Source organism: Nocardioides soli, from assembly GCF_014191495.1.
Taxonomy (GTDB): Bacteria; Actinomycetota; Actinomycetes; order Propionibacteriales; family Nocardioidaceae; genus Nocardioides; species Nocardioides soli.
The window spans coordinates 931995-952470 of sequence record NZ_JACHWR010000001.1 but is presented as its reverse complement, the minus strand read 5'-3'; the positions used below and the strand labels follow the sequence as shown (position 1 = coordinate 952470).

32 protein-coding genes are annotated in these 20476 nt (G+C 71.4%); 6 read left to right on the top strand and 26 right to left on the bottom strand.

Annotated elements, in window-relative coordinates:
• Positions 1 to 87 precede the first annotated feature (87 nt).
• From FHU40_RS04890 to FHU40_RS04795, 20 genes are all read right to left on the bottom strand, one after another.
• On the bottom strand, positions 88 to 1641 hold the full coding sequence (locus FHU40_RS04890; RefSeq protein WP_183591119.1) for a DnaB-like helicase N-terminal domain-containing protein: 1554 nt from the start codon (positions 1639 to 1641) through the stop codon (positions 88 to 90).
• 252 nt (positions 1642 to 1893) lie between these two features.
• Positions 1894 to 2529: a hypothetical protein gene (locus tag FHU40_RS04885; protein ID WP_183591118.1), complete on the bottom strand. Its 636-nt coding sequence runs from the start codon at positions 2527 to 2529 to the stop codon at positions 1894 to 1896.
• Positions 2526 to 4160 (bottom strand): hypothetical protein, encoded by a 1635-nt coding sequence (locus tag FHU40_RS04880; protein ID WP_183591117.1) that lies wholly within the window; start codon positions 4158 to 4160, stop codon positions 2526 to 2528. Before FHU40_RS04880 ends, FHU40_RS04885 begins: the two co-directional genes overlap by 4 nt.
• Positions 4160 to 4675: a hypothetical protein gene (locus tag FHU40_RS04875; protein WP_183591116.1), complete on the bottom strand. Its 516-nt coding sequence runs from the start codon at positions 4673 to 4675 to the stop codon at positions 4160 to 4162. The genes FHU40_RS04880 and FHU40_RS04875 overlap by 1 nt, the downstream gene beginning before the upstream one ends.
• A 94-nt stretch (positions 4676 to 4769) precedes the next feature.
• On the bottom strand, positions 4770 to 5204 hold the full coding sequence (locus FHU40_RS04870; RefSeq protein WP_183591115.1) for a hypothetical protein: 435 nt from the start codon (positions 5202 to 5204) through the stop codon (positions 4770 to 4772).
• Positions 5197 to 5454, bottom strand: a complete 258-nt coding sequence (locus tag FHU40_RS04865; protein WP_183591114.1) for a hypothetical protein — start codon at positions 5452 to 5454, stop codon at positions 5197 to 5199. The genes FHU40_RS04870 and FHU40_RS04865 overlap by 8 nt, the downstream gene beginning before the upstream one ends.
• The gene (locus tag FHU40_RS04860; protein WP_183591113.1) at positions 5451 to 6125 is read right to left on the bottom strand and encodes a molecular chaperone DnaJ; all 675 of its coding nucleotides are present in this window, start codon (positions 6123 to 6125) and stop codon (positions 5451 to 5453) included. The genes FHU40_RS04865 and FHU40_RS04860 overlap by 4 nt, the downstream gene beginning before the upstream one ends.
• Complete coding sequence (locus FHU40_RS04855) at positions 6122 to 6346, bottom strand: hypothetical protein (RefSeq protein ID WP_183591112.1); 225 nt, start codon at positions 6344 to 6346, stop codon at positions 6122 to 6124. Before FHU40_RS04855 ends, FHU40_RS04860 begins: the two co-directional genes overlap by 4 nt.
• Complete coding sequence (locus FHU40_RS04850; protein WP_183591111.1) at positions 6343 to 7266, bottom strand: 3'-5' exonuclease family protein; 924 nt, start codon at positions 7264 to 7266, stop codon at positions 6343 to 6345. The genes FHU40_RS04855 and FHU40_RS04850 overlap by 4 nt, the downstream gene beginning before the upstream one ends.
• Positions 7266 to 7580, bottom strand: a complete 315-nt coding sequence (locus FHU40_RS04845; RefSeq protein WP_183591110.1) for a hypothetical protein — start codon at positions 7578 to 7580, stop codon at positions 7266 to 7268. Before FHU40_RS04845 ends, FHU40_RS04850 begins: the two co-directional genes overlap by 1 nt.
• Positions 7577 to 8689, bottom strand: a complete 1113-nt coding sequence (locus FHU40_RS04840; RefSeq protein ID WP_183591109.1) for a recombination directionality factor — start codon at positions 8687 to 8689, stop codon at positions 7577 to 7579. Before FHU40_RS04840 ends, FHU40_RS04845 begins: the two co-directional genes overlap by 4 nt.
• Before the next feature lie 2 nt (positions 8690 to 8691).
• Entirely contained in the window at positions 8692 to 8994 is a 303-nt protein-coding gene (locus FHU40_RS04835) for a hypothetical protein (RefSeq protein WP_183591108.1), read from the bottom strand.
• Positions 8994 to 10028, bottom strand: a complete 1035-nt coding sequence (locus FHU40_RS04830; protein ID WP_183591107.1) for a hypothetical protein — start codon at positions 10026 to 10028, stop codon at positions 8994 to 8996. Before FHU40_RS04830 ends, FHU40_RS04835 begins: the two co-directional genes overlap by 1 nt.
• Entirely contained in the window at positions 10025 to 10285 is a 261-nt protein-coding gene (locus tag FHU40_RS04825) for a hypothetical protein (protein ID WP_183591106.1), read from the bottom strand. The genes FHU40_RS04830 and FHU40_RS04825 overlap by 4 nt, the downstream gene beginning before the upstream one ends.
• Positions 10285 to 10659: a hypothetical protein gene (locus FHU40_RS04820; protein WP_183591105.1), complete on the bottom strand. Its 375-nt coding sequence runs from the start codon at positions 10657 to 10659 to the stop codon at positions 10285 to 10287. The genes FHU40_RS04825 and FHU40_RS04820 overlap by 1 nt, the downstream gene beginning before the upstream one ends.
• Positions 10656 to 11030 (bottom strand): hypothetical protein, encoded by a 375-nt coding sequence (locus FHU40_RS04815; RefSeq protein ID WP_183591104.1) that lies wholly within the window; start codon positions 11028 to 11030, stop codon positions 10656 to 10658. Before FHU40_RS04815 ends, FHU40_RS04820 begins: the two co-directional genes overlap by 4 nt.
• Positions 11027 to 11371, bottom strand: coding sequence for a hypothetical protein (locus FHU40_RS04810; protein WP_183591103.1), 345 nt, complete (start codon positions 11369 to 11371; stop codon positions 11027 to 11029). The genes FHU40_RS04815 and FHU40_RS04810 overlap by 4 nt, the downstream gene beginning before the upstream one ends.
• Entirely contained in the window at positions 11368 to 11829 is a 462-nt protein-coding gene (locus FHU40_RS04805) for a hypothetical protein (protein ID WP_183591102.1), read from the bottom strand. The genes FHU40_RS04810 and FHU40_RS04805 overlap by 4 nt, the downstream gene beginning before the upstream one ends.
• A 76-nt stretch (positions 11830 to 11905) precedes the next feature.
• Entirely contained in the window at positions 11906 to 12100 is a 195-nt protein-coding gene (locus tag FHU40_RS04800) for a hypothetical protein (RefSeq protein WP_183591101.1), read from the bottom strand.
• The gene (locus FHU40_RS04795) at positions 12100 to 12336 is read right to left on the bottom strand and encodes a helix-turn-helix domain-containing protein (RefSeq protein ID WP_221199507.1); all 237 of its coding nucleotides are present in this window, start codon (positions 12334 to 12336) and stop codon (positions 12100 to 12102) included. Before FHU40_RS04795 ends, FHU40_RS04800 begins: the two co-directional genes overlap by 1 nt.
• Before the next feature lie 254 nt (positions 12337 to 12590).
• On the opposite strand from FHU40_RS04795, the gene FHU40_RS04790 reads away from it, so the two are divergent.
• From FHU40_RS04790 to FHU40_RS04775, 4 genes are read left to right on the top strand one after another with little or no spacing between them, the layout of a single operon-like run.
• Positions 12591 to 13061, top strand: coding sequence for a helix-turn-helix domain-containing protein (locus tag FHU40_RS04790; RefSeq protein WP_183591099.1), 471 nt, complete (start codon positions 12591 to 12593; stop codon positions 13059 to 13061).
• A gap of 46 nt (positions 13062 to 13107) precedes the next feature.
• Entirely contained in the window at positions 13108 to 13572 is a 465-nt protein-coding gene (locus FHU40_RS04785; RefSeq protein WP_183591098.1) for a hypothetical protein, read from the top strand.
• A 9-nt stretch (positions 13573 to 13581) separates the two neighbouring features.
• Positions 13582 to 13845 (top strand): hypothetical protein, encoded by a 264-nt coding sequence (locus FHU40_RS04780; protein ID WP_183591097.1) that lies wholly within the window; start codon positions 13582 to 13584, stop codon positions 13843 to 13845.
• Positions 13781 to 15403 (top strand): recombinase family protein, encoded by a 1623-nt coding sequence (locus FHU40_RS04775; protein WP_343057724.1) that lies wholly within the window; start codon positions 13781 to 13783, stop codon positions 15401 to 15403. Before FHU40_RS04780 ends, FHU40_RS04775 begins: the two co-directional genes overlap by 65 nt.
• Positions 15404 to 15535: 132 nt before the next feature.
• On the opposite strand, the gene FHU40_RS04770 is transcribed toward FHU40_RS04775, so the two are convergent.
• The 4 genes from FHU40_RS04770 to FHU40_RS04755 all read right to left on the bottom strand — a co-directional run bounded on the left by FHU40_RS04770 (position 15536) and on the right by FHU40_RS04755 (position 18385).
• The gene (locus tag FHU40_RS04770; RefSeq protein WP_183591095.1) at positions 15536 to 16471 is read right to left on the bottom strand and encodes a type II secretion system F family protein; all 936 of its coding nucleotides are present in this window, start codon (positions 16469 to 16471) and stop codon (positions 15536 to 15538) included.
• Positions 16468 to 17319, bottom strand: a complete 852-nt coding sequence (locus FHU40_RS04765) for a type II secretion system F family protein (RefSeq protein ID WP_183591094.1) — start codon at positions 17317 to 17319, stop codon at positions 16468 to 16470. The genes FHU40_RS04770 and FHU40_RS04765 overlap by 4 nt, the downstream gene beginning before the upstream one ends.
• A complete protein-coding gene (locus tag FHU40_RS04760) occupies positions 17319 to 18110 on the bottom strand; it encodes a TadA family conjugal transfer-associated ATPase (protein ID WP_343057723.1) in 792 nt (263 codons plus the stop codon). The genes FHU40_RS04765 and FHU40_RS04760 overlap by 1 nt, the downstream gene beginning before the upstream one ends.
• A 92-nt stretch (positions 18111 to 18202) precedes the next feature.
• The gene (locus tag FHU40_RS04755; RefSeq protein ID WP_183591093.1) at positions 18203 to 18385 is read right to left on the bottom strand and encodes a helix-turn-helix transcriptional regulator; all 183 of its coding nucleotides are present in this window, start codon (positions 18383 to 18385) and stop codon (positions 18203 to 18205) included.
• 131 nt (positions 18386 to 18516) lie between these two features.
• On the opposite strand from FHU40_RS04755, the gene FHU40_RS04750 reads away from it, so the two are divergent.
• On the top strand, positions 18517 to 18810 hold the full coding sequence (locus FHU40_RS04750; protein ID WP_183591092.1) for a hypothetical protein: 294 nt from the start codon (positions 18517 to 18519) through the stop codon (positions 18808 to 18810).
• Entirely contained in the window at positions 18807 to 19370 is a 564-nt protein-coding gene (locus FHU40_RS04745) for a hypothetical protein (protein WP_183591091.1), read from the top strand. Before FHU40_RS04750 ends, FHU40_RS04745 begins: the two co-directional genes overlap by 4 nt.
• Before the next feature lie 186 nt (positions 19371 to 19556).
• Here the strand turns inward: FHU40_RS04745 and FHU40_RS04740 are convergent, their stop codons facing one another.
• Positions 19557 to 20276: a hypothetical protein gene (locus FHU40_RS04740; RefSeq protein ID WP_183591090.1), complete on the bottom strand. Its 720-nt coding sequence runs from the start codon at positions 20274 to 20276 to the stop codon at positions 19557 to 19559.
• A 2-nt stretch (positions 20277 to 20278) separates the two neighbouring features.
• A complete protein-coding gene (locus FHU40_RS28820) occupies positions 20279 to 20404 on the bottom strand; it encodes a hypothetical protein (RefSeq protein WP_281374562.1) in 126 nt (41 codons plus the stop codon).
• Positions 20405 to 20476 lie beyond the last annotated feature (72 nt).

Here is a 20476-nt window from a genome sequence, read left to right as displayed (position 1 = left end):
ACTTGCTCGCTGGATGCCCTGGGACCGGTTAGGGAACCACTTGGGGAACCACTGAGGGAACCACCTGAGAGGGTGGCGTCGAGGTGGTCAGTCGTGGTGCTGGACATGGTCGTCCTCGGCCTCTCGGTAGTGGGCGATGGAGTGGTGGAGGTGGCTGCGGTTGCGGCCCTTCATGACGGAGACGAAGCCCTCTGAGACGAGGGTCTTGATGGCTTCGGCGACGATGGTCGGCTTGCCGCCGATCGCGTCCTTGATCTCGTTGCCGGTGCACTGGTCGTTGTCCTCGACGTAGCGCGAGATGCGCTCCATGACGCGGGTGTAGCGCTTGTGGCCGTCGGCGTCGGTGGGGGCGTCTTCGCGTACGACGGCCCAGCGGCTGACGTGGGGTTCGCGGGAGTCGAGGACGAAGGTGCCGAGGTACTTCCCGCCGGGGATCTGCTTGCGGAGCTCGCCGGCGGTGTCCTTCTCGACGAAGAGGCTGATCTTGCCGACCTGGCCGGGGGCGGGCTTGATGCGTTCTTCGGCGCGGATGTAGGAGCCGCGGACGGCGCGCTTCTTGGCGATTGAGCCGATGGCGAAGCCGGTGGCGCGGGCTTCGGTGGACTTGGGGAGGTGGTCGATGAAGATGACGCAGGTGCCGGCGTCGGCGGGGCGGGAGATGAGGCGGAGGCCGCCGGTGAGTTCGTCGCCGTCGTTGGAGTTGAGGCCGAGCATGGGGAATACCTCGCCGAGGGAGTCGAGGAGGAACACGTCGGGGGCGTTGGTGGTGATCTCGGTGATGGCGTTGCGGAGCTGGTCGCCGTCTTCGGGGTCGTAGTAGCGGAAGCGGGTGCCGTCTGCGATGGCTTCGGGGTGGGCGCCGAGGAGGAGGAGGCGTGCGGCGGTGTGGTTCTCGCCGTTGTGGTCGACGTCGACCATGGCGGCGGTGCCGCCGGTGTTGAGGGCTTCGACGATGGCGCACTGTGCGAGCCAGGTCTTGGCGGTCTCGGGGTCGCCGAAGACGCCGTTGACCTTGCCGGCGTAGAAGAGGGCGTGGCCGGCGTCGTGTCGGACCCAGCGGGGTGGTTCGATCTCGGGTGCTTGGCCGGTGAGGACCCAGGAGAGGTCTTTGTAGCCGGAGGCGGCGCTGGTGGTGGTGGCGCCGAACCGCATGACGGTCTGGTCGAGGCGTTGGAGTGCTTCGCCGAGGTAGGCGTCGATCTGGTCGATGCGGGCGTTGTTGACGATCTGGCGGAGGCCGGTGGCGAGTTCGTCGACGTCGCGGAGGCGTGCGGTGTCGCGGACGATGCGGGCGTGCTGGGGCGCGAGGGTGTCGTTGGGGAGGTCGCGTGCGCGGTCGGCGACGATGTCGGTGAGGGCGCGGATGGCTTTGACGTCGCGGGTGCGGACGATGGCTTCGTTGAGGAGGACGGAGTCGGGTGGGACGCCGTCGCGGGTGTGGAGTTGGTGCCAGGTCTCCCAGATGAGCTGGTGTTCGGGGAGGTAGAAGTCGTCGGGGTCGAGTTCGGTGGCGAGGAGCTCGCCGGGGTGGGTTTCGTGGTCGCGGGTGGGGGCGAGGAGGGCAGCGAGGATGGCGCGTTCGGCTCCGAGGTCTTGGGGGGCGCGGCGGCCGTCGTAGTCGGGGTCGAACGGTGGGTCCACTGGGTGGAGGTGACGGGGTGGTGGTCCGTCGTGGGTCACGCGGTGCCTCCGTGCCTGGCGTGATGTGTCCCGGCCGGCGGTGGGGGAGTCCGGCGGGTGGTGCTCGGTGTTGCGGGGTGGTGCTGGGGTGCGCCCGGGGAGCAGGTGCGCCGCCCGCGGGAAAGGGGTCGCGGGCTTGGTGGGCGTCCTTGCCTGCCGGGTTCCGGGTGTCGCGGGCCGGGCCGGCTGGGTTTGACTCCCCGGGCGCTGGTCTCAGGCGGCCGGGTCGGGCTCGGGGGTGGTGAAGGGGTCGGGGATCGCGGTGGCGGGGAGCTGGCCCTCCGGGGCCTCGTACTCCCAGGGCTCCGCGTCGTCGTGCGGCTCGTCTCCCTCCAGGTCGTCCTCGTGCTCCTCGCCGTCCGGGTCGTGCTCCTCGCCTTCGCCGTCGGGGAGCTGGTCCTGGACGCTGTGTCGGGGTGCGGCTTCGAGGAGCCCGCAGACGTCGCAGATCGGGTTGTCCTGGGAGGCGTCGACGGGCAGGAACGGGTGCGGCCGGTGGGCGGCGCCGGCGGCGACCACGCCGGCGACGGTCGGCTCGGCGCCGGTGCCGTCGAGCTCCTGGTCGATGGTGGCCTGGGCGCCGGTCTTCTGCCGGTTGAGGTAGACGGTGCGCTGGAGCTCGCGGAGGTGCTCGGCGAGGTTGTCGTCGGTGGCTGGTTCGATGCCGTCGATGACGTAGGTGACCTTCCGCTTGCCCTTGAGGTTGGGGCCTGCCTTGTCGACGACCTGGAGGTCGACGATGGCCATGATGTGGGTGCCGACGCCGTGGAAGTGGTCGCCGATGAGGTCTTCGGTGAAGCCGGTGCCGTCGAGGCCCTTGGTGCCGATGCTGCCGTGGGTGTCGGTCATGCTGCGGTGTCTCCTGACTGGTCGGGTGTTGCGGTGGTGGTGGGGTGTGCTTGCTCGTAGGCGTCGATGAGCCGGCCCGGGACGCGACCAGTGCGGATCTGGTCGATGAGCCCCTGGGCGAGTGCCCATGCCTTGACCTGGGCCGCGGTCACGCCGAGCGCCGTCAGGCGGTCGGTGCCCGGTTCGCCGCCTCTGGGCCGGACCTGGTAGCCGGCGTCGACGACGATCTGGCGCACGGTCTCGGCGCGGATCCGGTACCGGGTGCCGAGGACGTGGCTGGACTCGCCGCCGTCGATGTACGCGGTGACGATCTCGGCGCGCTGGGTGTCGGTGAGGACGGTTGCTCGGGCGAGGTGCGCGGCTGGGCGGATGGTGACGCCGGCGTCCTTGAGGATGGCCGTGATGGTGTGGCGTCCGTGACCGGTGTCGCGGGAGATCTTGCCGATGGCGGCCTGGTCGACGACGTAGCGGCGCACGATGGTTTCGCGGTGCTGGTCGGTGAGGTGGAGCTTGTTGCGGCCGCCTGAGTGGGTGGCTCGGTCGTCGCGGCGTGCGATGCCGTGGCGGTCGAGGATGTCGCGGACCCGCTTCGGGCCGATGCCGTGGCGGCGGGCGATCGTGGGCGCGGTGTCGCCGGCCTTGTACTCGCGGATGATGGCTTGCTCGTCGACGGTGACAGCGCTCGATCGGCGCGAGCGTGGGGCGCGGCGGGCGGCCGGCCGCCGTCCGGCTTCCCCTTCCGGGTCGGCGGCCGGCCGGTCGGGGCCCGCGCCGGCGCCGTCACGGGGGAGGGCGGGCGCCGGCGCGGGGGTCTGTGGGTGGTTCATCTCGACGAACAGGTGGAGGGCCTCGATCGCGGCGATTGCGTTGAGGCGGAGCAGCTTGATGGCGGGGTGGTGGTGGGTGGCGGTGTCGCGTAGGACGCGTGCGGCGTGCTGGATCTGGGCGTCGAGGTTGCCCTCGGGGGTGTAGGCCGGGCTGGTGTTGGTCGGGCCGGCGGTCGCCGCAGGGCGCGTCTCCTGGGCGACCGCCGGGTCCTTCATCTCGGCGGTGGAGGAACCAGCGCCAGCCGCCTCGGCTGGATCCGCGCTGGTCGCTACGCGCGGTGCGCTAATCCGCGTCGTGGGCTGGCCCTGCTTACCCTCCGTGGGCAGTTCTGGGGTGTCGTCGACGCGGAGAGCATCGGCGTGGACGTGGTCGTCGGGGCGGGTGATGCGGTCGGTGGCGTCATCGAGTGCTGCGGCGGCTGCGGTGACCTTCGGGTCGGTGGCTTCGAGGTCGGCGAGGTCGGCGCCGAGGCGGGTGTTGTCGGGTGCGGAGGCGGGTGCGGTGAAGCGGCGTTCGATCTCGTCGTCGGGGAGCTGCTGGTAGGGGCCGTGTCGGCGGGCGGTCTTCGGCGTGGTCTTCGGGGCGTCGCCGCGGCAGGTGGGGCAGGTGTCGTTGTTGTCGAGCTGGCCGGACTTCTGCCCGCATGTCTTGCAGTGGGGGGTGAGGGCGTCCCAGTCGAGGCCGCTGGGCTTCTTCGCGCGTGGCTGGTGGGCGCGGCGGTAGCCGTGCTCGTCGGCCTTGGGGAGGGGTCGGTGGCCGGTACCGGCGACGTAGGCGGTGGCGTTGCCGAGGTTGGTGACCATCAGAACCCCGCTGCATGGCCGGCTGGGCTCGCCTCGAGCTGGTCGGCGACGTAGACGGCGAGGGCGTAGGCCTGCCACATGTCGGCGGCGAAGCCGTGGAACCAGCCCGGGTTGGCCTTGGTGCCCTTCCCGCGGTTGGGCTCGCCAGGCGCGAACCGGTCGACGAGGGCCTGGATGATGTTGGAGTCCTTGGCCTTCGAGGAGTGGCAGTGGTGGAGCTTGATCGGGTGGCGCTTCACGAGGTCGGGCTCGTGGCCGGTGCGGAGTCGGCTGGACTCGGCGAACCGGCCGATCCAGACGCAGGTCTCGAAGACGTCGGCGCCGACGGACATGCCGTAGGAGGCGATCATCTCGATCGCGACGTGCTCGGCGGCCTGGCCGAGTGCGTTGCGTTGGAGTCCGATGCGGAGCTGCTCGTTGGGGAGCTTCGCGGCGTGGATGGGTCGGTGGGTGGTGGCGTGGATGAGGGCGTAGGCGGACTCGGTGTTGCCGGGGTCGATGGCGAGGATGTTCATCGTGGGTCTCCTCCTGGTGGGTTGCGGAAGCCGCCGGCGGCCCACCAGGAGATGGCGATGGCGGTGAGGATGATGGCGAGGCCGAGGTAGGGGTTCATGTCGGGTTGCCGCCCGTCGACGCACCGGTCGGTGTGGCGACAGGGCAGTCACGGTCGTGGTGCGCGATCAGCAGCAGGTGAACCACCGCGCCGCAGCGCCGACAGCGAGCGTGGTCGGCGCTCAACTCGGGTGCGGTCGGACTGGACAGCGCAGGGGCGATGACGTTCAGGTACTCCCAGATGTAGACGCCGTACCACTCGGCGGAGCAGTCGTAGCACTCTCCGGCGATCCGCCGGTTGGGTCGCCACCCGCGCTCGATCTGCCGAACCCACCACGCACACCGCTCGGAGCGGGTCGGCGGGGCGTCACCCCAGAACGCGTAGTGGTCCGCGACCGCGGGCGGCTTCGGGCTGTCGTAGGCGACCCACTTGCCGCCCCCTCCACCCGTCTTGCCGACGTGGGCAGTCTCGGCCGAGTTGAGGTCAGCCATCGGTCGTCTCCGTTCCTTCGGCCCGGCCCGGCGCACGGCCGTCGCGGAGCCGGTCGGCGGCGTGGTTGAGGGCGCCGCGGCGCGCGGCGTCGCCGTGGGCGTGGTGGTGGAGGGCGGCCTGGTCGTGGAGCCAGGCGAGGATGCGCCCGCGCTCCTGCTCGCGGCCGAGCTGGATGCCGGCCTGGTGGCAGTGCTCGGTGTGGGAGTGGATGACGCCCTCGGAGTAGCCGCAGTTCTCGGGGTTCTTCACCGGGCCACCCCCAGGACGGCGGCGGCCTGCTCGACCTGGTCCCACAGCGTGCGGTCGCCGCGGTGGCGGTCGGGGTGGGCGGCGGCGCGCGCTCGGCGGTAGGCCGCGCGGACCTCGTCCGTGCACGCCTCCGCGCGGAACTTCGCAACCGGCTCCAGCTGGTAGGAGCCGATGATCGACCACGCCTCGTCGGAGGTCATGTGGGAGGCGGGTATCGCGCGGCCGGCCGGGAGTGCCTTGAACCCGGCGTACTGCTGGCCGGTCTCGGTCGCGCCGTACCGGTCGACAGCGCGGAGCGCTTCGAGGGTGAGCGCGATCGCGCGGACGTTGTGCATCCAGACCTTCGGGGCGACCTCGCCGCGCTCGGTGGACCGTCGGTAGGGAAGCGCGTTGTACCGGTCGCACCGGTAGAGCAGCGGCCCGTGCTTGGACTCCATGGCGAGCACGACGGCGGGGTCCGAGGCGACCGCGGATGCGCGGAGCATCCCGTCGAGACGGATGTCCTGCTCACGGACGTCGACCTCGATGACGAGCTCGCGGCCCTTGAGGTGCTCGATCTCGCGCTCGAGGAGAGTGAGGGTGTCGGCCCAAGTGGAGGTGAACTGGGACCTGGAGCGCCGGGACGTGTTGAACCAGGTGCGGTCCGAGAGGGGGCGGGTGGTGTACCTCATCGGGCGCCGTCCTTCGTGGTCGTGGTGCCGAGGATCCGGTCGGCGGCGGTGCCGGCCCGGGCGAGCCGGTACTCCGCCATCCCGGCGCGGCCGCCGCGGAGGAGGCGGATGGCGTCCTTGCAGGCGACGTCGATGAGCTGGTCGGCGGTCGCGGCCCGGTCACGGGTGGCCACCGCGGCGGCGGTCTCCTGGCAGTGCAGGGGGACGGCGAGGGCGCTCATGCCGCCACCACCTCTCGGTGCGCGCCCGCGCACGCGTCGGTGTGCACCGGCCACGCCCCGCAGCAGCCGTCGTGGTCCTTCCCGACCTTGTCGAAGAACTCCCGCAGCCCCTTCTGCTGCTGCCGGCGCCACGTCTCCTGATGCGCGTGCAGCGTGGGGAGCCGCCACCGCGCCATCTCCGGCCACGCGCCGAGCAGCTTGAACAGCAGCCGGACGCAGGCGATCGCGTCGGCGGCGGCGTCGTGCGCGGCGTCGGCGGGGAACACGACGCCGTAGTGCGCGCAGAGGCTGGTCAGGGTGCGGTCGGTGGTCCCGCAGCCGCCACACTTCCACTTGCCGCCACGGCAGCCGCCGCACACGTGCACCGGGGTCTCCCGGTCACACTCCGCACCGTCCGGGCTCTTGCGGTAGCAGGTCTTGCGGTACTGGTCGAAGGCCTTCTCGATCACCATCGGGTCCACCACGCCCCGCAGCCCGGCCGGCCGCACCGACAGCGGGTCGACGTCGTACCGGGCCGCCTCGTGCTCGAGGAGGGTGAGGTCGTACGCGGCGTTGTGCACGACCAGCGCCTGCTCGCGCAGGATGCACCCGGCGGTCTGCATGCACAGGTTGAAGATGGCGGCCTCAGCGGGCATGGCTCGGACGGCGCCGGTGGGGGCGGCCTGGAGTGCCCATCCGGGCTTCGCGCCGTGCTGGGCGAGGGTGGCGTGGATGCGGTCGTTGGTGTAGCCGTGGACGGCGGCAGCCTCGTCCGGGATGTCGACGCCGGGGTCGATGAGCCAGCGGATCGGCTTGGGCCTCTGGCCGGGGATGCGGTGGACGACGGCGGCGGTGACGATGCGGGCTTGGGTGGGGTCGGGGCTGGTGGTCTCGGTGTCGAGCGCGGCGAACGGCTGCTCCCACCACTTCGTGGCGGCCATCAGGACTGCACCCCCCGCCGCAGGTCCGGAGTGGGGAAGCGGAAGCTGCCTGCGCAGGTGCACGCGACGGCGGGGTCTTGGCAGTCGTGGGCGGCTCGGAGCCAGCGTCGGAGGTTGGACAGCGCGACGCGGGGTGATCGGCCACGGATCTGGGGGCCATGGCTCGCCCGCCAGGGCTTGCGCCGCAGGATGCCCCAGCCTCGCCACCAGACGTCTTGGCGTCGTTGCATGGCGAGGATCGCCTGCCGGTCCCGGTTGCGGGAGTCCCAGAGCACCCGCTCGAGCGGGGTTGCGACGTACGACGGCCGCGTCATGCTGCGGCCCCCGTCCCGCCCTGCAGCAGCCCCAGGTAGTGCCGCAGCTCGCCCGCCGACGCGTCGTCCGGGATCAGCCCGCCCATCCGGGCAGGGAAGTCGTCCTGCAGCTGGCTGGCGGTCATGCCCTGCCGGCCGGCCTCGAGCACGATCTGCTGCCACACCGCGTCCGCATCCTCGTCGACGACCACCGCGTCCGCGACACCCTCGGCGTCCGGCTGCGGCTCCTCGACGCGCGCGGCCGCGCCGGCCTGAGGAGCGCCGGAGGCCGTGATCTCGTGCGCACGGCGCTTGAGGTGCTCGTCCAGGCCCTGGGTGAGGTGCCCCGCATCGTTCGCGCGAGTCCACAGCCCCCGGACCTCCTCGACCGTCGTGGCGTCGGCGGCGAGCGCGACGTAGTCCGGACCCGCGGCAGCGAGCGCCGGCCGGTCCCCGACCGGACCACCCGTCAGCACCGGCGCCGCCACCCGACCGCGGCCGGCCATCAGCTGCGCGGGGGTCACGTCGATCTCGATGATCGGCACCATGAAGTGCCGCGTGACCGCCTTGGAGCCGGAGTTGTCCACGCTGGTGCGCTGCTCCAGCGCCAGCCAGCCGTCGACGTAGCCGCCGGCCTGGGCGAGGAACTCAGCGACGTCGGGCAGCTCGGCGGCGGCGTTCCAGCCCTTTGTTTCGACGCGCCAGACCCCGACGCCCTCGACGTCGCGGAGGACGACGTTGAGGCGGGTGGTGGGCTTCTCGGTGGCCTCCTGGTGGAGCGCGTCCTCGGGGTCGCACGGCTCGTCGGTCAAGACGTTCGTGCGGCCGTCGCAGCGGTGGACGCACCCGGACTTGCGCCAGGCCTCGAACCACTGGGTGACGGGCTGGGGCGGGACCATGATCGGGAGGCGGCGGGAGTCGGTGATGACCTCGAAGGCGGGGGAGCCGCCGGCAGGGGTCCAGGGGTGGACCTCGCCGCCGTAGAGCTCGGCGACCTTGTTGAGGAGTGGCTCGCTGGCGGAGGTGAGGCGGAAGCGGTCGAGCTTCTGGGGCTGGCCGCGGTCGCCCTTCTGGCCGAGGCGGATTCGGCCGAGGGTGCGGGAGCGCTTCTGGAGGTCGAGGATGGGCATGATCAGGAGTCCTTCTGGTCGTCGAGGAGTCGGTCGATGGCGGCCGCGATGAGCGCGCCGGCCTTGACGAGGTCGCGGATGCACCGGTCGTCGCAGTCGTCGTGCGGCTCGTCGTGCGCCGGCTTGAACGTGGAGAGGTGCCAGGGCCACAGGTGCGGCTGGACCTTGATGTAGGCGAGGGCGGCGTCGAGTAAGTCGCTGTGCGAGTGCGCGCGGTCGTGGTCCGGTGTGTAGCCCTCGTCGACGATCTGGCGCTCGCGCTCGGCGCGGATCAGGTCGACGCCCAGGTCGGTGTGGTCGTACATCAGGCCACCGCCCCGCGGGCCTCGGCCGGCGCGACGAGCGCCTTCCCGATCACCGACTCGTCGGCCTTCGCCGACGCGATCCGCGAGGACCACTCATCGACCATCTGTGCGTGACGGAAGTAGGAGTACTCCAGGTCCCCGCACCGCGCCGGGTAGACCCGGTAGCCCTCCGGGCGCAGGTGCAGGATCACGCCGACCTCCGCGGTCGCCGGCATCGGGACCCGCTCACCGGAGCGGAGCCAGCACACCTCGGCGTTCCGGTAGGCCGACATCTGCAGGCCCGCCTCCGGGTAGACGCCGTGAACGTGACCGGCGGACGTGACCCGGTTCCACTCGCCGCCGGTCTTGGTGTCGCCCATGACGTCGACGCCCGGGTCCACGGCGTAGCCCCGGCCGCGGAGCATGTCGCCGATCAGGCCGGCGCCGTCGATGATGTAGTCGAGCGTCCCGGCGTACCCGTGGACGGGGTTCGCGACGACCATCTCCGAGGCCTTCCAGACCGGCTGCCAGTCGGTCTCGAACTGGTGGAAGTGCTCGATGAACGGCGCGAGCTCGGGCCCGTTGAGCGCCCACTCCTGGTCGCCGACGCGCACGCTCGCGGGCGGCGGGGTGCCGAGGAGGCGGGACTCGATGATGGCGTGGACGGCCTTGCCGACCTCGGCGCGCTCGTCCTTCTTCCTGGTGTGCGCGCGGGTGATCCACGACCGCAGCTCGGCGAGCTGCTCGGGCCGCCGCAGCGCGGCGACCAGCAGCGGCACGGCCTCGATCGCGGCGTCGGTGCAGGTGTTCCCGGCCCAGTGCACGAGCGCCGGCTTGGGGACGCCGCCGCCGAGGATTGTGGTGACGGAGCGGAGCCGGTCGCCGGTGGCGTGGTCGGCGTAGTAGCCGTTGGTCTGGCGGGCGGGGATGGGGCCGCGGGTCTGCTGTTTCTTCTGCAGCTTGTGGTCCATCGGCCGCCGGTCGGGGATGGCGGGTGCGTCGTCGCTCTGTACGTGCAGCGGGCCGGTCTGCTCGGCCTCGTACGGGTCGCTCATGCTGTGCCTCGCTCTCCGGTGCCGGCGCAGGCCGGGCAGGTGATCCACACGTCGAGGCCGGTCATCCAGTCGCGGACCTCGACGAGGCACTGGCCCTGGCAGGAGGGGCAGGTGTCGAGGTCGTGGGGGCGGGTGGTGTCGAGGTGGTCGCACGGGTCGTACGCCGGCGGCGGCTCGAGGACCTTGGTGGGCTCGGCCGGGGCCGGTCGGGTGGTGGTGGGGTGGCCGGGGAGGCGGAGGGTCTCGGTGGCGGTCATCACGCGTCACCACCAGCCGTGACGCGTCCGACCTTCTCGACGAGAGCACGTGTGGAGCGCCGGTCCGTCTGGCACCGCTCGCTCGCGCACCAGGCGACTCCGACTAGCTGGCCCTCGGGCTTCACTGACGAGACGATCGAGACCCCACGCTCGATCACCGCGTGCGATCCGCACACGACACACGAGTGGTACTCGTCAATCGCCGGGTCGGCGGCGAGCCGCATCAGGACGGGGAGAACGTCGGCGGGGTCGATCTGCGCGACCAGCGCGCGGACCCGGGCGTCAGGATCGTGGGCGGGACAACCGACGGTGACCGCCCAGCCGTAGGGCTCCACGTGGTTGCAGCCGTGGGCACAGGTCTCGGTGGTGGTCATGAGGGGTCACCGCCGTCAGCACCATCCGCAGCCGCAACCTCACGCGCCCACACCTCGACCAACTGCCCCAGCCGGGCGTCCGACCAGAACGGCCCGTACGACGACGGGCCCGTCGAGAACTCCACCGCCAGCGGGTCACCCGGCCGACGCAGCGCGTCCACGAGCACACCCACTGCCTCGGCCAGCTCGGTCAGGTCGTCGGCCGGCACGAAGTGGTCGCCGAACCGCTCGCGCGCGGCGACGTAGGAGACGCCGGGCTCGTGGACGTCGACACGGACCACGACCGCGTGGAGGGCCGTGACGTCGACGACGCGGTACGAGCGGCCGGTGCACGGGTCGACGTACGTCCCCCCGATCTCCGGGGCGGTCACGACGCGCTCCCGACCAGCAGCCGCAGCCCAGCCGCCTGGGGAGCGGGACGGCGGAGGATGCAGAGGACCTCGACCGGCACGCCGCCGATCGCGCCAGGGACGACACCGCGGTGACGCAGCACCGCAGCCGGGCCGTCGCCGACCGGCTTGGTCACGCCGGGGGAGAGGTCGGTGAGGGTGTCGAGCCAGGCCTCCATGTCGTCGGCGGCGACCTTGACCACGAACGGGCCGCCCGGGGTGATGGGGGTGTCGATGCCGTGGAAGGGCAGTGCGTGGTCGGCGGCGTGCTGGGCGACCGCGAGGAACGCGATCGTGGGCACCGGCGTACGACGCGCGCTCACGACGACACCGCCTCAGCGTCGACCGGCTCGTCGGCGAGCAGCGGCTGGCAGTGCCACTCCACGACCTCCACGACCTCGGTCCGCTCCGGCTGCGCCTCCTGGGCCTCGACGGCCGGGACGGTGACCGTCTCGGTCCCGGTGACGACCCGCTCGCAGACGGCCTCGCGCTTCACCTGCACCTCGAAGGTGAGGGCGTCGAGGCTGGCGGTGAAGCGGAACTCGTCGCCCCAGGGCTGCTTGTCCCAGTCCCCGCCGACTGCTCGCACGATCGCGGCGGCCGTGGCCTTCTGCTCGGCGAGGCCGCCGAAGTCGTTGATGTGCAGGAAGTAGTTGAGCTTCACGCGACCGGTGGAGTACGACGTGGCGAAGGGCAGGGGGAGCCCGGGGTGGGTGTCGATGAAGTCGGCGGCGGCGCGCAACGCCGCGGCCTGGGTGATGGTGGTGCTGGTCTCGCTCATGCGAGGATTCCTCTCGTTCGTGGGGTCCCGGTCTTCGCTCGGCAGCGACGGGGCCCTGCGGCTTTCTAGGGGTGGGTCAGGACGCCTTCCGGTGGACCGGCGCCATCCCGCGGCGGGCACGAATGCGGTCCTCGATCTCGTCCACCGAGTACGGCGACGTCGGGGTCCAGGCGGCCTCGGCCTGCTCGCGCGGCGTCATCTGCGCGCAGGCGATGTCGGAGGCCGCGAGCTTCGCCCCGGCCGACGCGATCGCCTCCTCACGCGACGGCATCACGCCACGTCCTCGGCGTCGTCGACGATCTCGAAGAGGTCCTCGAGGTCGGCCTTGAGCGCCGTGCACAGGGCAGCGATGAACTTGGGGCCGGGCTGCTGCTTGCCCTTGAGGACGCGGGAGAGGTTCCCCGCGTCGATGCCCATGGCCGCGGCGAGCGCGGCGTCCGTCTTGAGCCCGGTCCAGCCTCGGATCTTGCCGAGCTGGTCGAGCTTGAGACGGAGAACGGCGGTCATCACCTCGCCTCCTTCCTTCTGCGTGTCTGGGCCGCTGACCTGCTGTCTTGCGGCAATGCGTGAACAATACGCACGAGACTGGCGCGAACGCAATACACGAAGGTCACGGTTTGGCAACGCGGCACTTGCGCAAGCCCGAATGGCTCCTGACGTGCAGAAAGACACGCGTGTAATGCCGCCACCTGCGCACTTGCGTCAACGCAAGGCATGATTGGGGACGTGGATGCGCCCCGAACCCGCAATACGGTCATGCCGTGAGCTGGAGCGAGTACGTCGCACGCTGGAGCAGCGGCGAGGTCAACCGCGTCATCGCGCAGAAGGTCGGCGTCACTGAGCCGTCGATCGCGCGATGGAAGAACGGCGGCATCAAGTCGCCGGACGCCAAGCAGGTGGCAGCGTTCGCTCGTGCCTACGGCCGCCCGATCCTTGAGGCATTCGTGGCGGCGGACTTCCTGACCGAGGAAGAGGCCCGGGTGCGGCCGACGGCGGTGCCGTCCCTCAGCTCACTCGACGAGGTGGAGCTCATCAAGGAGATCCTCCGACGAGCAGAGGAGAGGGGTGAGCACGGTGGAGACACCGCCGCCACCAGCGCGCCTGCACTGACCGGACTACGGTCAGCCGCGCGTACGACCGGGAAGGTCTCGAAAAACCAGCAGCGCCAGCGAAACGCCGAACGCGCGGGGGAGCCCGAACCGGACGACCCCGACGACATGGAGCCCCGCTAGACATCCGGACAGCGAGTGTCGGCGGTCGGCTCTACGGTCCCGGGTCATGGTCGACCCCATCCACGTCTTCCGCGATCCCCGCCGCCACCGGCACCATCCGTGGCGCGTCTTCGGGACCTACCGCGACTGGCGGCTGGTCTGGACCGACGACCTTCCGGACGGGCAGTGGGGGCTGACCAGCTTCGACGAGCGGCGGGTGTATCTCGCAAACGGCCTCGACGAGGCCGAGCGCCGGTGCACCATCGCCCACGAGACCCAGCACATCGTTCGGGGCCCGTGCGCTCCGGATCGGCGGATGAGGGAGGAGCTGATCATCGACCGCAAGGTCGGCCGGCTCCTGGCGCCGAGCATCCGGTGGATCGGGCACGCGCTGGCCTGGCATCAGGCCGACCACGAGAAGGCAGCCTGGGAGCTCTGGGTCGACGACGACACGCTCGCCGTCCGGCTCAGCTCCCTCACGCCCCGCGAGCGGGCGTACCTCGACGAGCAGCTCGCGACCATCACCATCTAGGAGCCTGGAATGAGAGAAGCAGGTGACCTGCGGCCGAGGCCGGGGACGCCGATGACGTACATCTACGTTGGCGTGGGTCTGACTATCCTCGGTGGGCTCATCGCAGCAGCCGAGGACGGTCAAGCGATCGGCACCGTCATCTTGGTGCTCGCGAGCATCGTCGGGGGCATCGGGATCATCGGGCAGGGCGTGGTCGTCGGCATGCGGTATGCCAACCACGAGGAGTACCTCCATCGGCTGTTCGAGTCCGCCGACGAGGACGAGACGGCATGAGTCGGTCGCGGGGTTGGGTGGCGGACCGATCCGCCGTAGCCGGGTCGTCGTCGCTGCAATGACCGGGCGTCAGCTGCGCGTCGTCCCCGAAGCCCCACCGAGGGCGCTCGGGCTCGTGCGGGTCTCCCAGGAACGTGAAGGGATGATCTCCCCGGAGGTCCAGCGCACCGCGATCATCGACTATGCCGCCACCCGCGGCTACGAGATCGCCGGCTGGCTCGAAGGCATCGACGAGTCCGGATCCCGCGCCCGCTCCGCCTGGTGGCCCCGCCTCGACCAGGCCGTCGCCGCCATCGAAGCGGGGGAGTACGACGTCCTCGTCGTCTGGAAGTACTCCCGCGCGGCACGCCACCGGCTCCGGTGGGCCGTCGCGATCGACCGCGTCGAAGAGGCCGGCGGCCGGCTCGAGTCCGCCACTGAGCAGTTCGACACCACCACCTCGAGCGGCCGGCTCGCCCGCGGGATGCTCGCCGAGCTCCAGGCGTTCGAGGCCGAGCGCATCGGGGAGGTGTGGAAGGAGGTCCACGCTTCACGGGTTCGCGCCGGCCGGCCGCCGACCGGGAAAGATCGGTTCGGCTACGTCTACGACCGCGAGAAGAAGCTCCACGTTCCTAATCCGGTCACCGCCCCCGTCCTCGCGGACATGTACCGCCGCTACGTCGCCGGCGAGTCCGTCTACCAGCTGGTGCGGTGGCTCAACGCTCATGGCCACCTGACCGTCGGTGGGTACGGGAAGAAGGACCCCGGGCCGTGGTCGGACCGTACGCTGCGCCGCGTCCTCGACTCCGGCTTCGCGACCGGGTCCTTCCTCGCCGGCGGCGACCGGGCCCGGAAGATCGAGCCGACCCTGCATCCTGGCGTCCACGAGCCCGTCATCGACCAAGAGCTGTGGCAGGCATACCTCGACGCCCGGCGACTCAGGGCTGCGAGGCCGGCCCGGACGATCCGGTCGCAGTACCTGCTCTCCGGGTTGATCCGCTGCGGTCGGTGCGGAGGATCGATGGTCGCCGGCCAGTTCGGCGCCTATCGGGTCCCCAAGTACCGGTGCCAGAACGGCAAGGAGATCGGCCCAGCCGTGTGCAAGGGCGGGTACGTGATGGCGTCGCACGTCGAGGACAAGGTCTACGCCTGGCTCGTCGACCTCGCCGGCGAGGTCGACGAGCGGCGCAACGTCGCCCTGGCTGCCGAGGCCCGCGTCACCGCCTCGAGGTCGGAGGCGGACCGACTCGCCCGGGCTGTCGCGCGCGTCGATGCCGAGCTGCAGCAGCTGGCCCTGTCGAACGCGTCGGCGCCGCTGCCGCCGGAGGTCTACGCCAAGACGGTGGCGGGCCTGGTGGAGAAGCGGGATCAGTTGCAGGCCGCGCATGAGGACGCTGCGGTGTCGGCGCGGCGGGGGCCGTCGGATCCGGTGGGGATCGCGCAGGATCTGCTGGGGTCGTGGGATGACCGGCCGGTGGAGCACCGGCGGGAGGTGCTGCGTGACTTGATCCGGCCGGTGCGGGTGTGGACGGGGCGGCCGCGCGCGGACGTTGTGGTGAAGGGCGTCTGGGAGCGGTAGGCATCAGGGCCCGTTCACGACACAAATCATCACCCACCCCGGCACGTCGCCGCGCTCGTCGCGCTCGCGTGGGGAGAGCCGGGCCATCAGGGCCAGGACCAGGTCGTTCATCGGGTTCCTCCTTGTGGGACGTCAGGGGGTGGTCAGCGACAGCCCGACCACCCCGGGCCAGAACGCGAAGATCACGGTCACCGGCAGCACCAGGAAGACGACGGGCGTCATCATCAGTACCTCGCGCCGGGCGGCCGACTCGATCAGCTCGCGGCGGCCGGCCTCGCGGACGTCGGCGGCCTGGGCGTGCAGCACATCGGCGAGTGGGGTGCCGCGCTCGACGGCGACCGCGACACCCTGGGCGAAGCGCGAGACGACCGGCAGCCCGCTGCGCGCGGCGAGCCCGTCGAAGGCCGCCGCGACCGGCTCGCCGGTGCGCACGGCGGCCAGCACCCGGCCCAGCTCGCGGGACAGCTCGCCGCCGCTGCGTCGTACGACGCGGTCGAGCGCCATCACCGGGCTCTCGCCGGCGGCGACCGCGAGGGCCAACAGCTCGGCGACGGCCGGGAACTCGGCGAGCATTCGCCGCTCGCGGCTGCGCACCTGGCCAGTCAGGTGGCTGTCGCGGGCGAGCACCCCCGCCACGAACGCGATCGCGCACGCGACCACCCACAGCAGCAGGCTGCCGGGGTCGGTGAGGGTGCGCAGCAGCGCGAGGGCCGCCGTCGCCGCGAAGGCGACCAGCCCCCACACGACCTGCTCGACCCGGAACTCGTGCACCGACCGGTCGATGCCGGCCCGGGCCAGCCGGCGTTCGACGGCGGTGGCACCGCCGAGTACCCGCTCGACCGCGTCGGCCGCCGAGCGCAGGGGCGGGCCGAAGACGCCGACCGCGGCCGGCACGGGCGTGGGTCCGGGCCGGTCGCCGGCGCCGTCGAGCGAGGGCAGGTCGCGGAGGTAGGGCAGCACCCGGTGCGCGAGCTGCGGGCGCCGGATGGCGCGGACCCGGACCGCGACGAGCAGCAGCCCGCCGGCGGCGGTCGCGCCGAGCAGGGCTCCCCACCAGGCCGGTGTCACGACAGGATCCGTCGCTCGACGGGCAGTCGGCCGATCCGCATCATCAGCCGGTAGGCCACCAGGCAGATGCCGGCGCCCACCACGAGGACCACCACGCCGACCGGCGACGCGTAGCGCCGGATCACGTCGTGCTGGAGCGACATCAGCAGCAGCACCAGCCACGGCGACGCGACGGCCAGCCGGGCGCCGTTGACCGTCCAGGCCTGGCGCGACTCCATCTCGGAGCGGGTGCGCAGGTCCTCGCGCAGGTACGTCGAGAGGTTGCGCAGCAGTCGGCCGAGCTCGCCGCCGCCGACCTCGCGCGCGACCCGGAGGCCCTCGACGACACGGTCGCCGACGGGATCGGCGAGCCGCTCCTTGAGCCGGTCGAGCGACTCCCCGAACCGGCCGGTCACCTGGTAGTCGAGCGCGAACTGGTCGAAGGCGGCCCGCAGCGGCACCGGGCCGCGCACCGCCAGCCCGGCCAGGGCGTCGGGCAGCGACATGCCCGCGCGCACGGCCGACGTCAGGTTGTCGACGGCCTCCGGCCAGACCTCGGCGAGCTCGCGCTGGCGCCGCCGGGCGCGGCCGGACACCACGGCGACCGGCAGGCAGCCGCCCATCGCGCCGAAGGCGAGCGCCACCGGCGGCGTGCCGGAGACGACCTGCATCACCAGGGTCGTGCCCACCCCGCACGCGGCGCAGAGCAGCACGAACCCGGTCGCCGACACCTGGCCGAGCCCGGCGCGCGCCAGCAGGTCGGTGGTCCGCCGGGCGCGGGGCGCGGTGGGGCCGCGCCGCGGCAGGAAGAATGCACTCCAGACCAGCAGCAGGCCGATGCCCACCCCGAGGCCGACGAGCGCGCCCATCAGGACGCGCCGGCCAGGATCCGGTGCAGGTCGATGCCGGCCCGCTCGTACCGCTCCAGATGGGGAGGCAGCCCGCCGGTACGCCGCAGCTCGCCGCCGCGGCGCTCGAAGACCGTCTCGGTCTCGATCACGTGCTGCTCCACCCGGCCCGGCACCCCGACGATCTCGTCGACCCGGCGTACGCCGCGCTCGTCGACGCCCAGGTGCACGACCAGGTCGACGGACGCGGCGACGGTGGGCACCACGAACCGGGCCGAGATGTTCTCGCCGGCCAGCAGCGGCAAGGTGCACATCTTGACCAGCGCCTCGCGGGCGCTGTTGGCGTGGATCGTGCACATGCCCGGCAGCCCGGCGTTGAGCGCGAGCAGCAGGTCGAGGCACTCCTCGGCCCGGACCTCGCCGACGATGATCCGGCTCGGCCGCATCCGCAGGCTCTCCTTGACCAGGTCGCGCAGCCGGATCTCCCCGGTGCCCTCCAGGCCGGACTGCCGGGTCTGCAGGGCGACCCAGTCGGGGTGGGGGAAGCGCAGCTCGAACACCTCCTCGGCCGACACCACCCGGTCGCCGCCGGGGATCGCGGCCGCCAGGCAGTTGAGCATGGTCGTCTTGCCGGCCTGCGTTCCTCCGGTGGTGATGATGTTGAGGCCGGCGCGCACCGACGCCTCGAGGAACGTCGCCGCGGTGGGGGTCAGGCTGCCCAGCTCGACCAGCTCGCCGAGCCGGCCGGCGCGGACCACGAACTTGCGGATGTTGACCGCACGCAGGGGCTCCGTCCAGCGTGATCTGGCCACAAACGCCGCTCTGACCTGCATCGATGGTGCATGGGGAGTGACTGTGGTTGACGGCAGTTGGTGAGTGTCCTGCGGACTGTCTGCGGACCGCCCTACTCGATCCGACCCGTCTCCCGCGCCCAGCGCTCGATGTCGGCCTTGAGCCAGACGGCTCCCATTGTGAGGACGTCGTAGGGCGCCGGGAAGCCGGCGGTCTTGGCGAGCTGCTGCACGCGCTGTCTGGTGACGCCCAGCAACTCCGCGATCTCGGTCGCGCCCATCAGGTGTTCAGGCATGAGCGCCATCCTACTTGTCAAACTGCAAGGGCGGTAGTAGCGTCTCGATTTGTCAACATGCAAGAGCGGCCCCCGGTGGTGCGGGAACACCAGCCGAGGGCCTCGACATCGCCTTCCAAGGAGGCAACATCGTGACCGAATCATCTCAGGGCGGCTCGCGGGTGGGGAAGCCCGCGCAGCCGCAGACCACCGACCATATTGCCGGCGCCGACAACATGGTCGAGCCGGACGCCTGGCTGCACTCTGCGCCGGTGGGACGTATCACGGTTGCCCGTGAAATGGGGGTGCAGTACCTCGCATTCTGCGGGCGCTGGGCCTGGCCGAAGCCGAGGGCAGTGATTCGCATCCGGACGGCGGCAGACACCGCTGACGTCTGCCCGAACTGCCGTCCTAGCGTCATCGCGCGTCTGGAGGCCCAGGCATGAGCGTGCAGATCGTCGAGGTGGTGGCGATGTGCCTGGCGTGCGGGACGGCCCGAAGTGCGAAGGCGCGAGATCATGGGCGCGGGTACGTCTGGCTGTATCGGGACGCCTTGCGTTGCGCCGGGTGCGGTCAGACGTACCGGCACGTGCAGGCCGGCGTCGACGGACACTATGGGGTCAGGGAGGACGCGCTCCGGGCCGCGTGTGCCGAGACGCAGCGCTACCTGCGGCTGCTGGAGGACCGGGGTGACGTGGACGTGCGGTGGTCGGTGATGCCGTGGTGCTTGGACCCGCGCGAGGAGTCCTGCGTCTCGCTGGGGTGGCGCTTCCAGAACCCCGATGCCCCGCTGCCGGAGTGCACCTGCGTGGGGCAGTGTCCGCCGCCGGGGGCACGTCACGCCGGGCTGCTCAGGCGATTCGACGAGGGCGACCGCTGGGTGGTCGAGCTTGACGAGCGCCAGCCGTTGGACAGGCTGCATGGCCCGCTGGAGCAGCTGTGGCGGGACCTGACGTGTGGCACAGCGGTGGAGGGCAAGCTCGGGCTGGCCTACGCGACGCGCTGACCGAGAGAGGGGGTACGCAGTGTGTACACCCCTTGGTCACCTCACCAGAACGCCCCTGGCTTCGGCCGGGGGCGTTCTTGGTGTACGCCGGTTCTGACCTGCGCAAACGCGTGCGCTGAGCGTGGGCTGTACGCCGACCAGCACCTCATGGGATCCCATGAAACGCCGACCAGTGGCGCGGGCCGGCTAGTCCAGGGCGGCGGCAGACGTCTTGGCCAGCGGCTTGCGGCGGTGGTAGCCCGCTAGGTCTCGTCTCCGACGGCAGGTGCGGCAATCCCAGTGGCCGAGGCTGTCTTTCGTGCTGTGAGTGGCCCGCGGGTGTCCGGCGCTACACGCGATGTCGTTGCCCTTCGTGGTCGACTTTCGCGGGGTCTCGTGCTCGAACCACGCCTCAATGATCCGCTGGCGCGCCCGAGCGATACGGGCGGTGAACGCCGACGGCTTGATCCCGACCGCAGCGGCAGCAGCAGCCTGGGTGCCGTTGGCGGCTAGGGCGGCGATGGCCTCGTACTCGCCAGGGGTGAGCAGGGCGAGCACCTGTGGGAGCGCGAGGCGCTCGACGAGTCGGCCTGTGAAGTCTTCGTCGGCGGCTGAGATGACGCTCCAGTACTTCCAGGAGTTCGGCGTGTCCTGGTAGGTGTAGTTGTTGATGCCGCGGTGATGGAGCAGCGCGTTGACCTCGTCGCGGATGGCGCCCTTGCCGACCTGGATGAGGTCTTCGCTGGTGGGCATCTCCGGGCCGTCGTACAGGCGCTCGATGATTGCGAGCCAGGCCGTCTCGTAGCGCTCATCGAAGCCGACGAGCGAGGTGTTGCGGATGCGTGCCGTAAAGCGGGCGAGCCTGTCCACGTCGGCCATGGTGTAGCCCCAGGCGAGGGTGGCGGTCTCGGCGACGGTGGCGGTCATGGTCAGGTGGGGGTGACGACGCCGTAGAAGGACCCGAAGTCGTCGCCGTTGGAGAACCCACCGGCGGAGACGAACTGCACGTAGTGGGTCCCGGCAGAGACCTGGACTCGGCCGGTGAGCGGGATCACCGCGTAGTGCTGACCGGTGCTGACCGGTGCTGGCCGGGATGATGACCGCGTCGCCCATCTGGATGCCGTCGA

Bases quoted from the DNA above. Each gene is read 5' to 3' on its own strand.
- FHU40_RS04805 (WP_183591102.1), bottom strand. From the start codon at position 11,829: ATGAGCGAGACCAGCACCACCATCACCCAGGCCGCGGCGTTGCGCGCC.
- FHU40_RS04765 (WP_183591094.1), bottom strand. From the start codon at position 17,319: ATGGGCGCGCTCGTCGGCCTCGGGGTGGGCATCGGCCTGCTGCTGGTC.
- FHU40_RS04850 (WP_183591111.1), bottom strand. From the start codon at position 7,266: ATGGCCGCCACGAAGTGGTGGGAGCAGCCGTTCGCCGCGCTCGACACC.
- FHU40_RS04840 (WP_183591109.1), bottom strand. From the start codon at position 8,689: ATGCCCATCCTCGACCTCCAGAAGCGCTCCCGCACCCTCGGCCGAATC.
- FHU40_RS04855 (WP_183591112.1), bottom strand. From the start codon at position 6,346: ATGAGCGCCCTCGCCGTCCCCCTGCACTGCCAGGAGACCGCCGCCGCG.
- FHU40_RS04795 (WP_221199507.1), bottom strand. From the start codon at position 12,336: ATGACCGCCGTTCTCCGTCTCAAGCTCGACCAGCTCGGCAAGATCCGA.
- FHU40_RS04835 (WP_183591108.1), bottom strand. From the start codon at position 8,994: ATGTACGACCACACCGACCTGGGCGTCGACCTGATCCGCGCCGAGCGC.
- FHU40_RS04885 (WP_183591118.1), bottom strand. From the start codon at position 2,529: ATGACCGACACCCACGGCAGCATCGGCACCAAGGGCCTCGACGGCACC.
- FHU40_RS04830 (WP_183591107.1), bottom strand. From the start codon at position 10,028: ATGAGCGACCCGTACGAGGCCGAGCAGACCGGCCCGCTGCACGTACAG.
- FHU40_RS04745 (WP_183591091.1), top strand. From the start codon at position 18,807: ATGAGCGTGCAGATCGTCGAGGTGGTGGCGATGTGCCTGGCGTGCGGG.
- FHU40_RS04740 (WP_183591090.1), bottom strand. From the start codon at position 20,276: ATGACCGCCACCGTCGCCGAGACCGCCACCCTCGCCTGGGGCTACACC.
- FHU40_RS04880 (WP_183591117.1), bottom strand. From the start codon at position 4,160: ATGGTCACCAACCTCGGCAACGCCACCGCCTACGTCGCCGGTACCGGC.
- FHU40_RS04800 (WP_183591101.1), bottom strand. From the start codon at position 12,100: ATGCCGTCGCGTGAGGAGGCGATCGCGTCGGCCGGGGCGAAGCTCGCG.
- FHU40_RS04820 (WP_183591105.1), bottom strand. From the start codon at position 10,659: ATGACCACCACCGAGACCTGTGCCCACGGCTGCAACCACGTGGAGCCC.
- FHU40_RS04845 (WP_183591110.1), bottom strand. From the start codon at position 7,580: ATGACGCGGCCGTCGTACGTCGCAACCCCGCTCGAGCGGGTGCTCTGG.
- FHU40_RS04780 (WP_183591097.1), top strand. From the start codon at position 13,582: ATGAGAGAAGCAGGTGACCTGCGGCCGAGGCCGGGGACGCCGATGACG.
- FHU40_RS04870 (WP_183591115.1), bottom strand. From the start codon at position 5,204: ATGGCTGACCTCAACTCGGCCGAGACTGCCCACGTCGGCAAGACGGGT.
- FHU40_RS04755 (WP_183591093.1), bottom strand. From the start codon at position 18,385: ATGCCTGAACACCTGATGGGCGCGACCGAGATCGCGGAGTTGCTGGGC.
- FHU40_RS04875 (WP_183591116.1), bottom strand. From the start codon at position 4,675: ATGAACATCCTCGCCATCGACCCCGGCAACACCGAGTCCGCCTACGCC.
- FHU40_RS04825 (WP_183591106.1), bottom strand. From the start codon at position 10,285: ATGACCGCCACCGAGACCCTCCGCCTCCCCGGCCACCCCACCACCACC.
- FHU40_RS04785 (WP_183591098.1), top strand. From the start codon at position 13,108: ATGGTCGACCCCATCCACGTCTTCCGCGATCCCCGCCGCCACCGGCAC.
- FHU40_RS04775 (WP_343057724.1), top strand. From the start codon at position 13,781: ATGCCAACCACGAGGAGTACCTCCATCGGCTGTTCGAGTCCGCCGACG.
- FHU40_RS04860 (WP_183591113.1), bottom strand. From the start codon at position 6,125: ATGAGGTACACCACCCGCCCCCTCTCGGACCGCACCTGGTTCAACACG.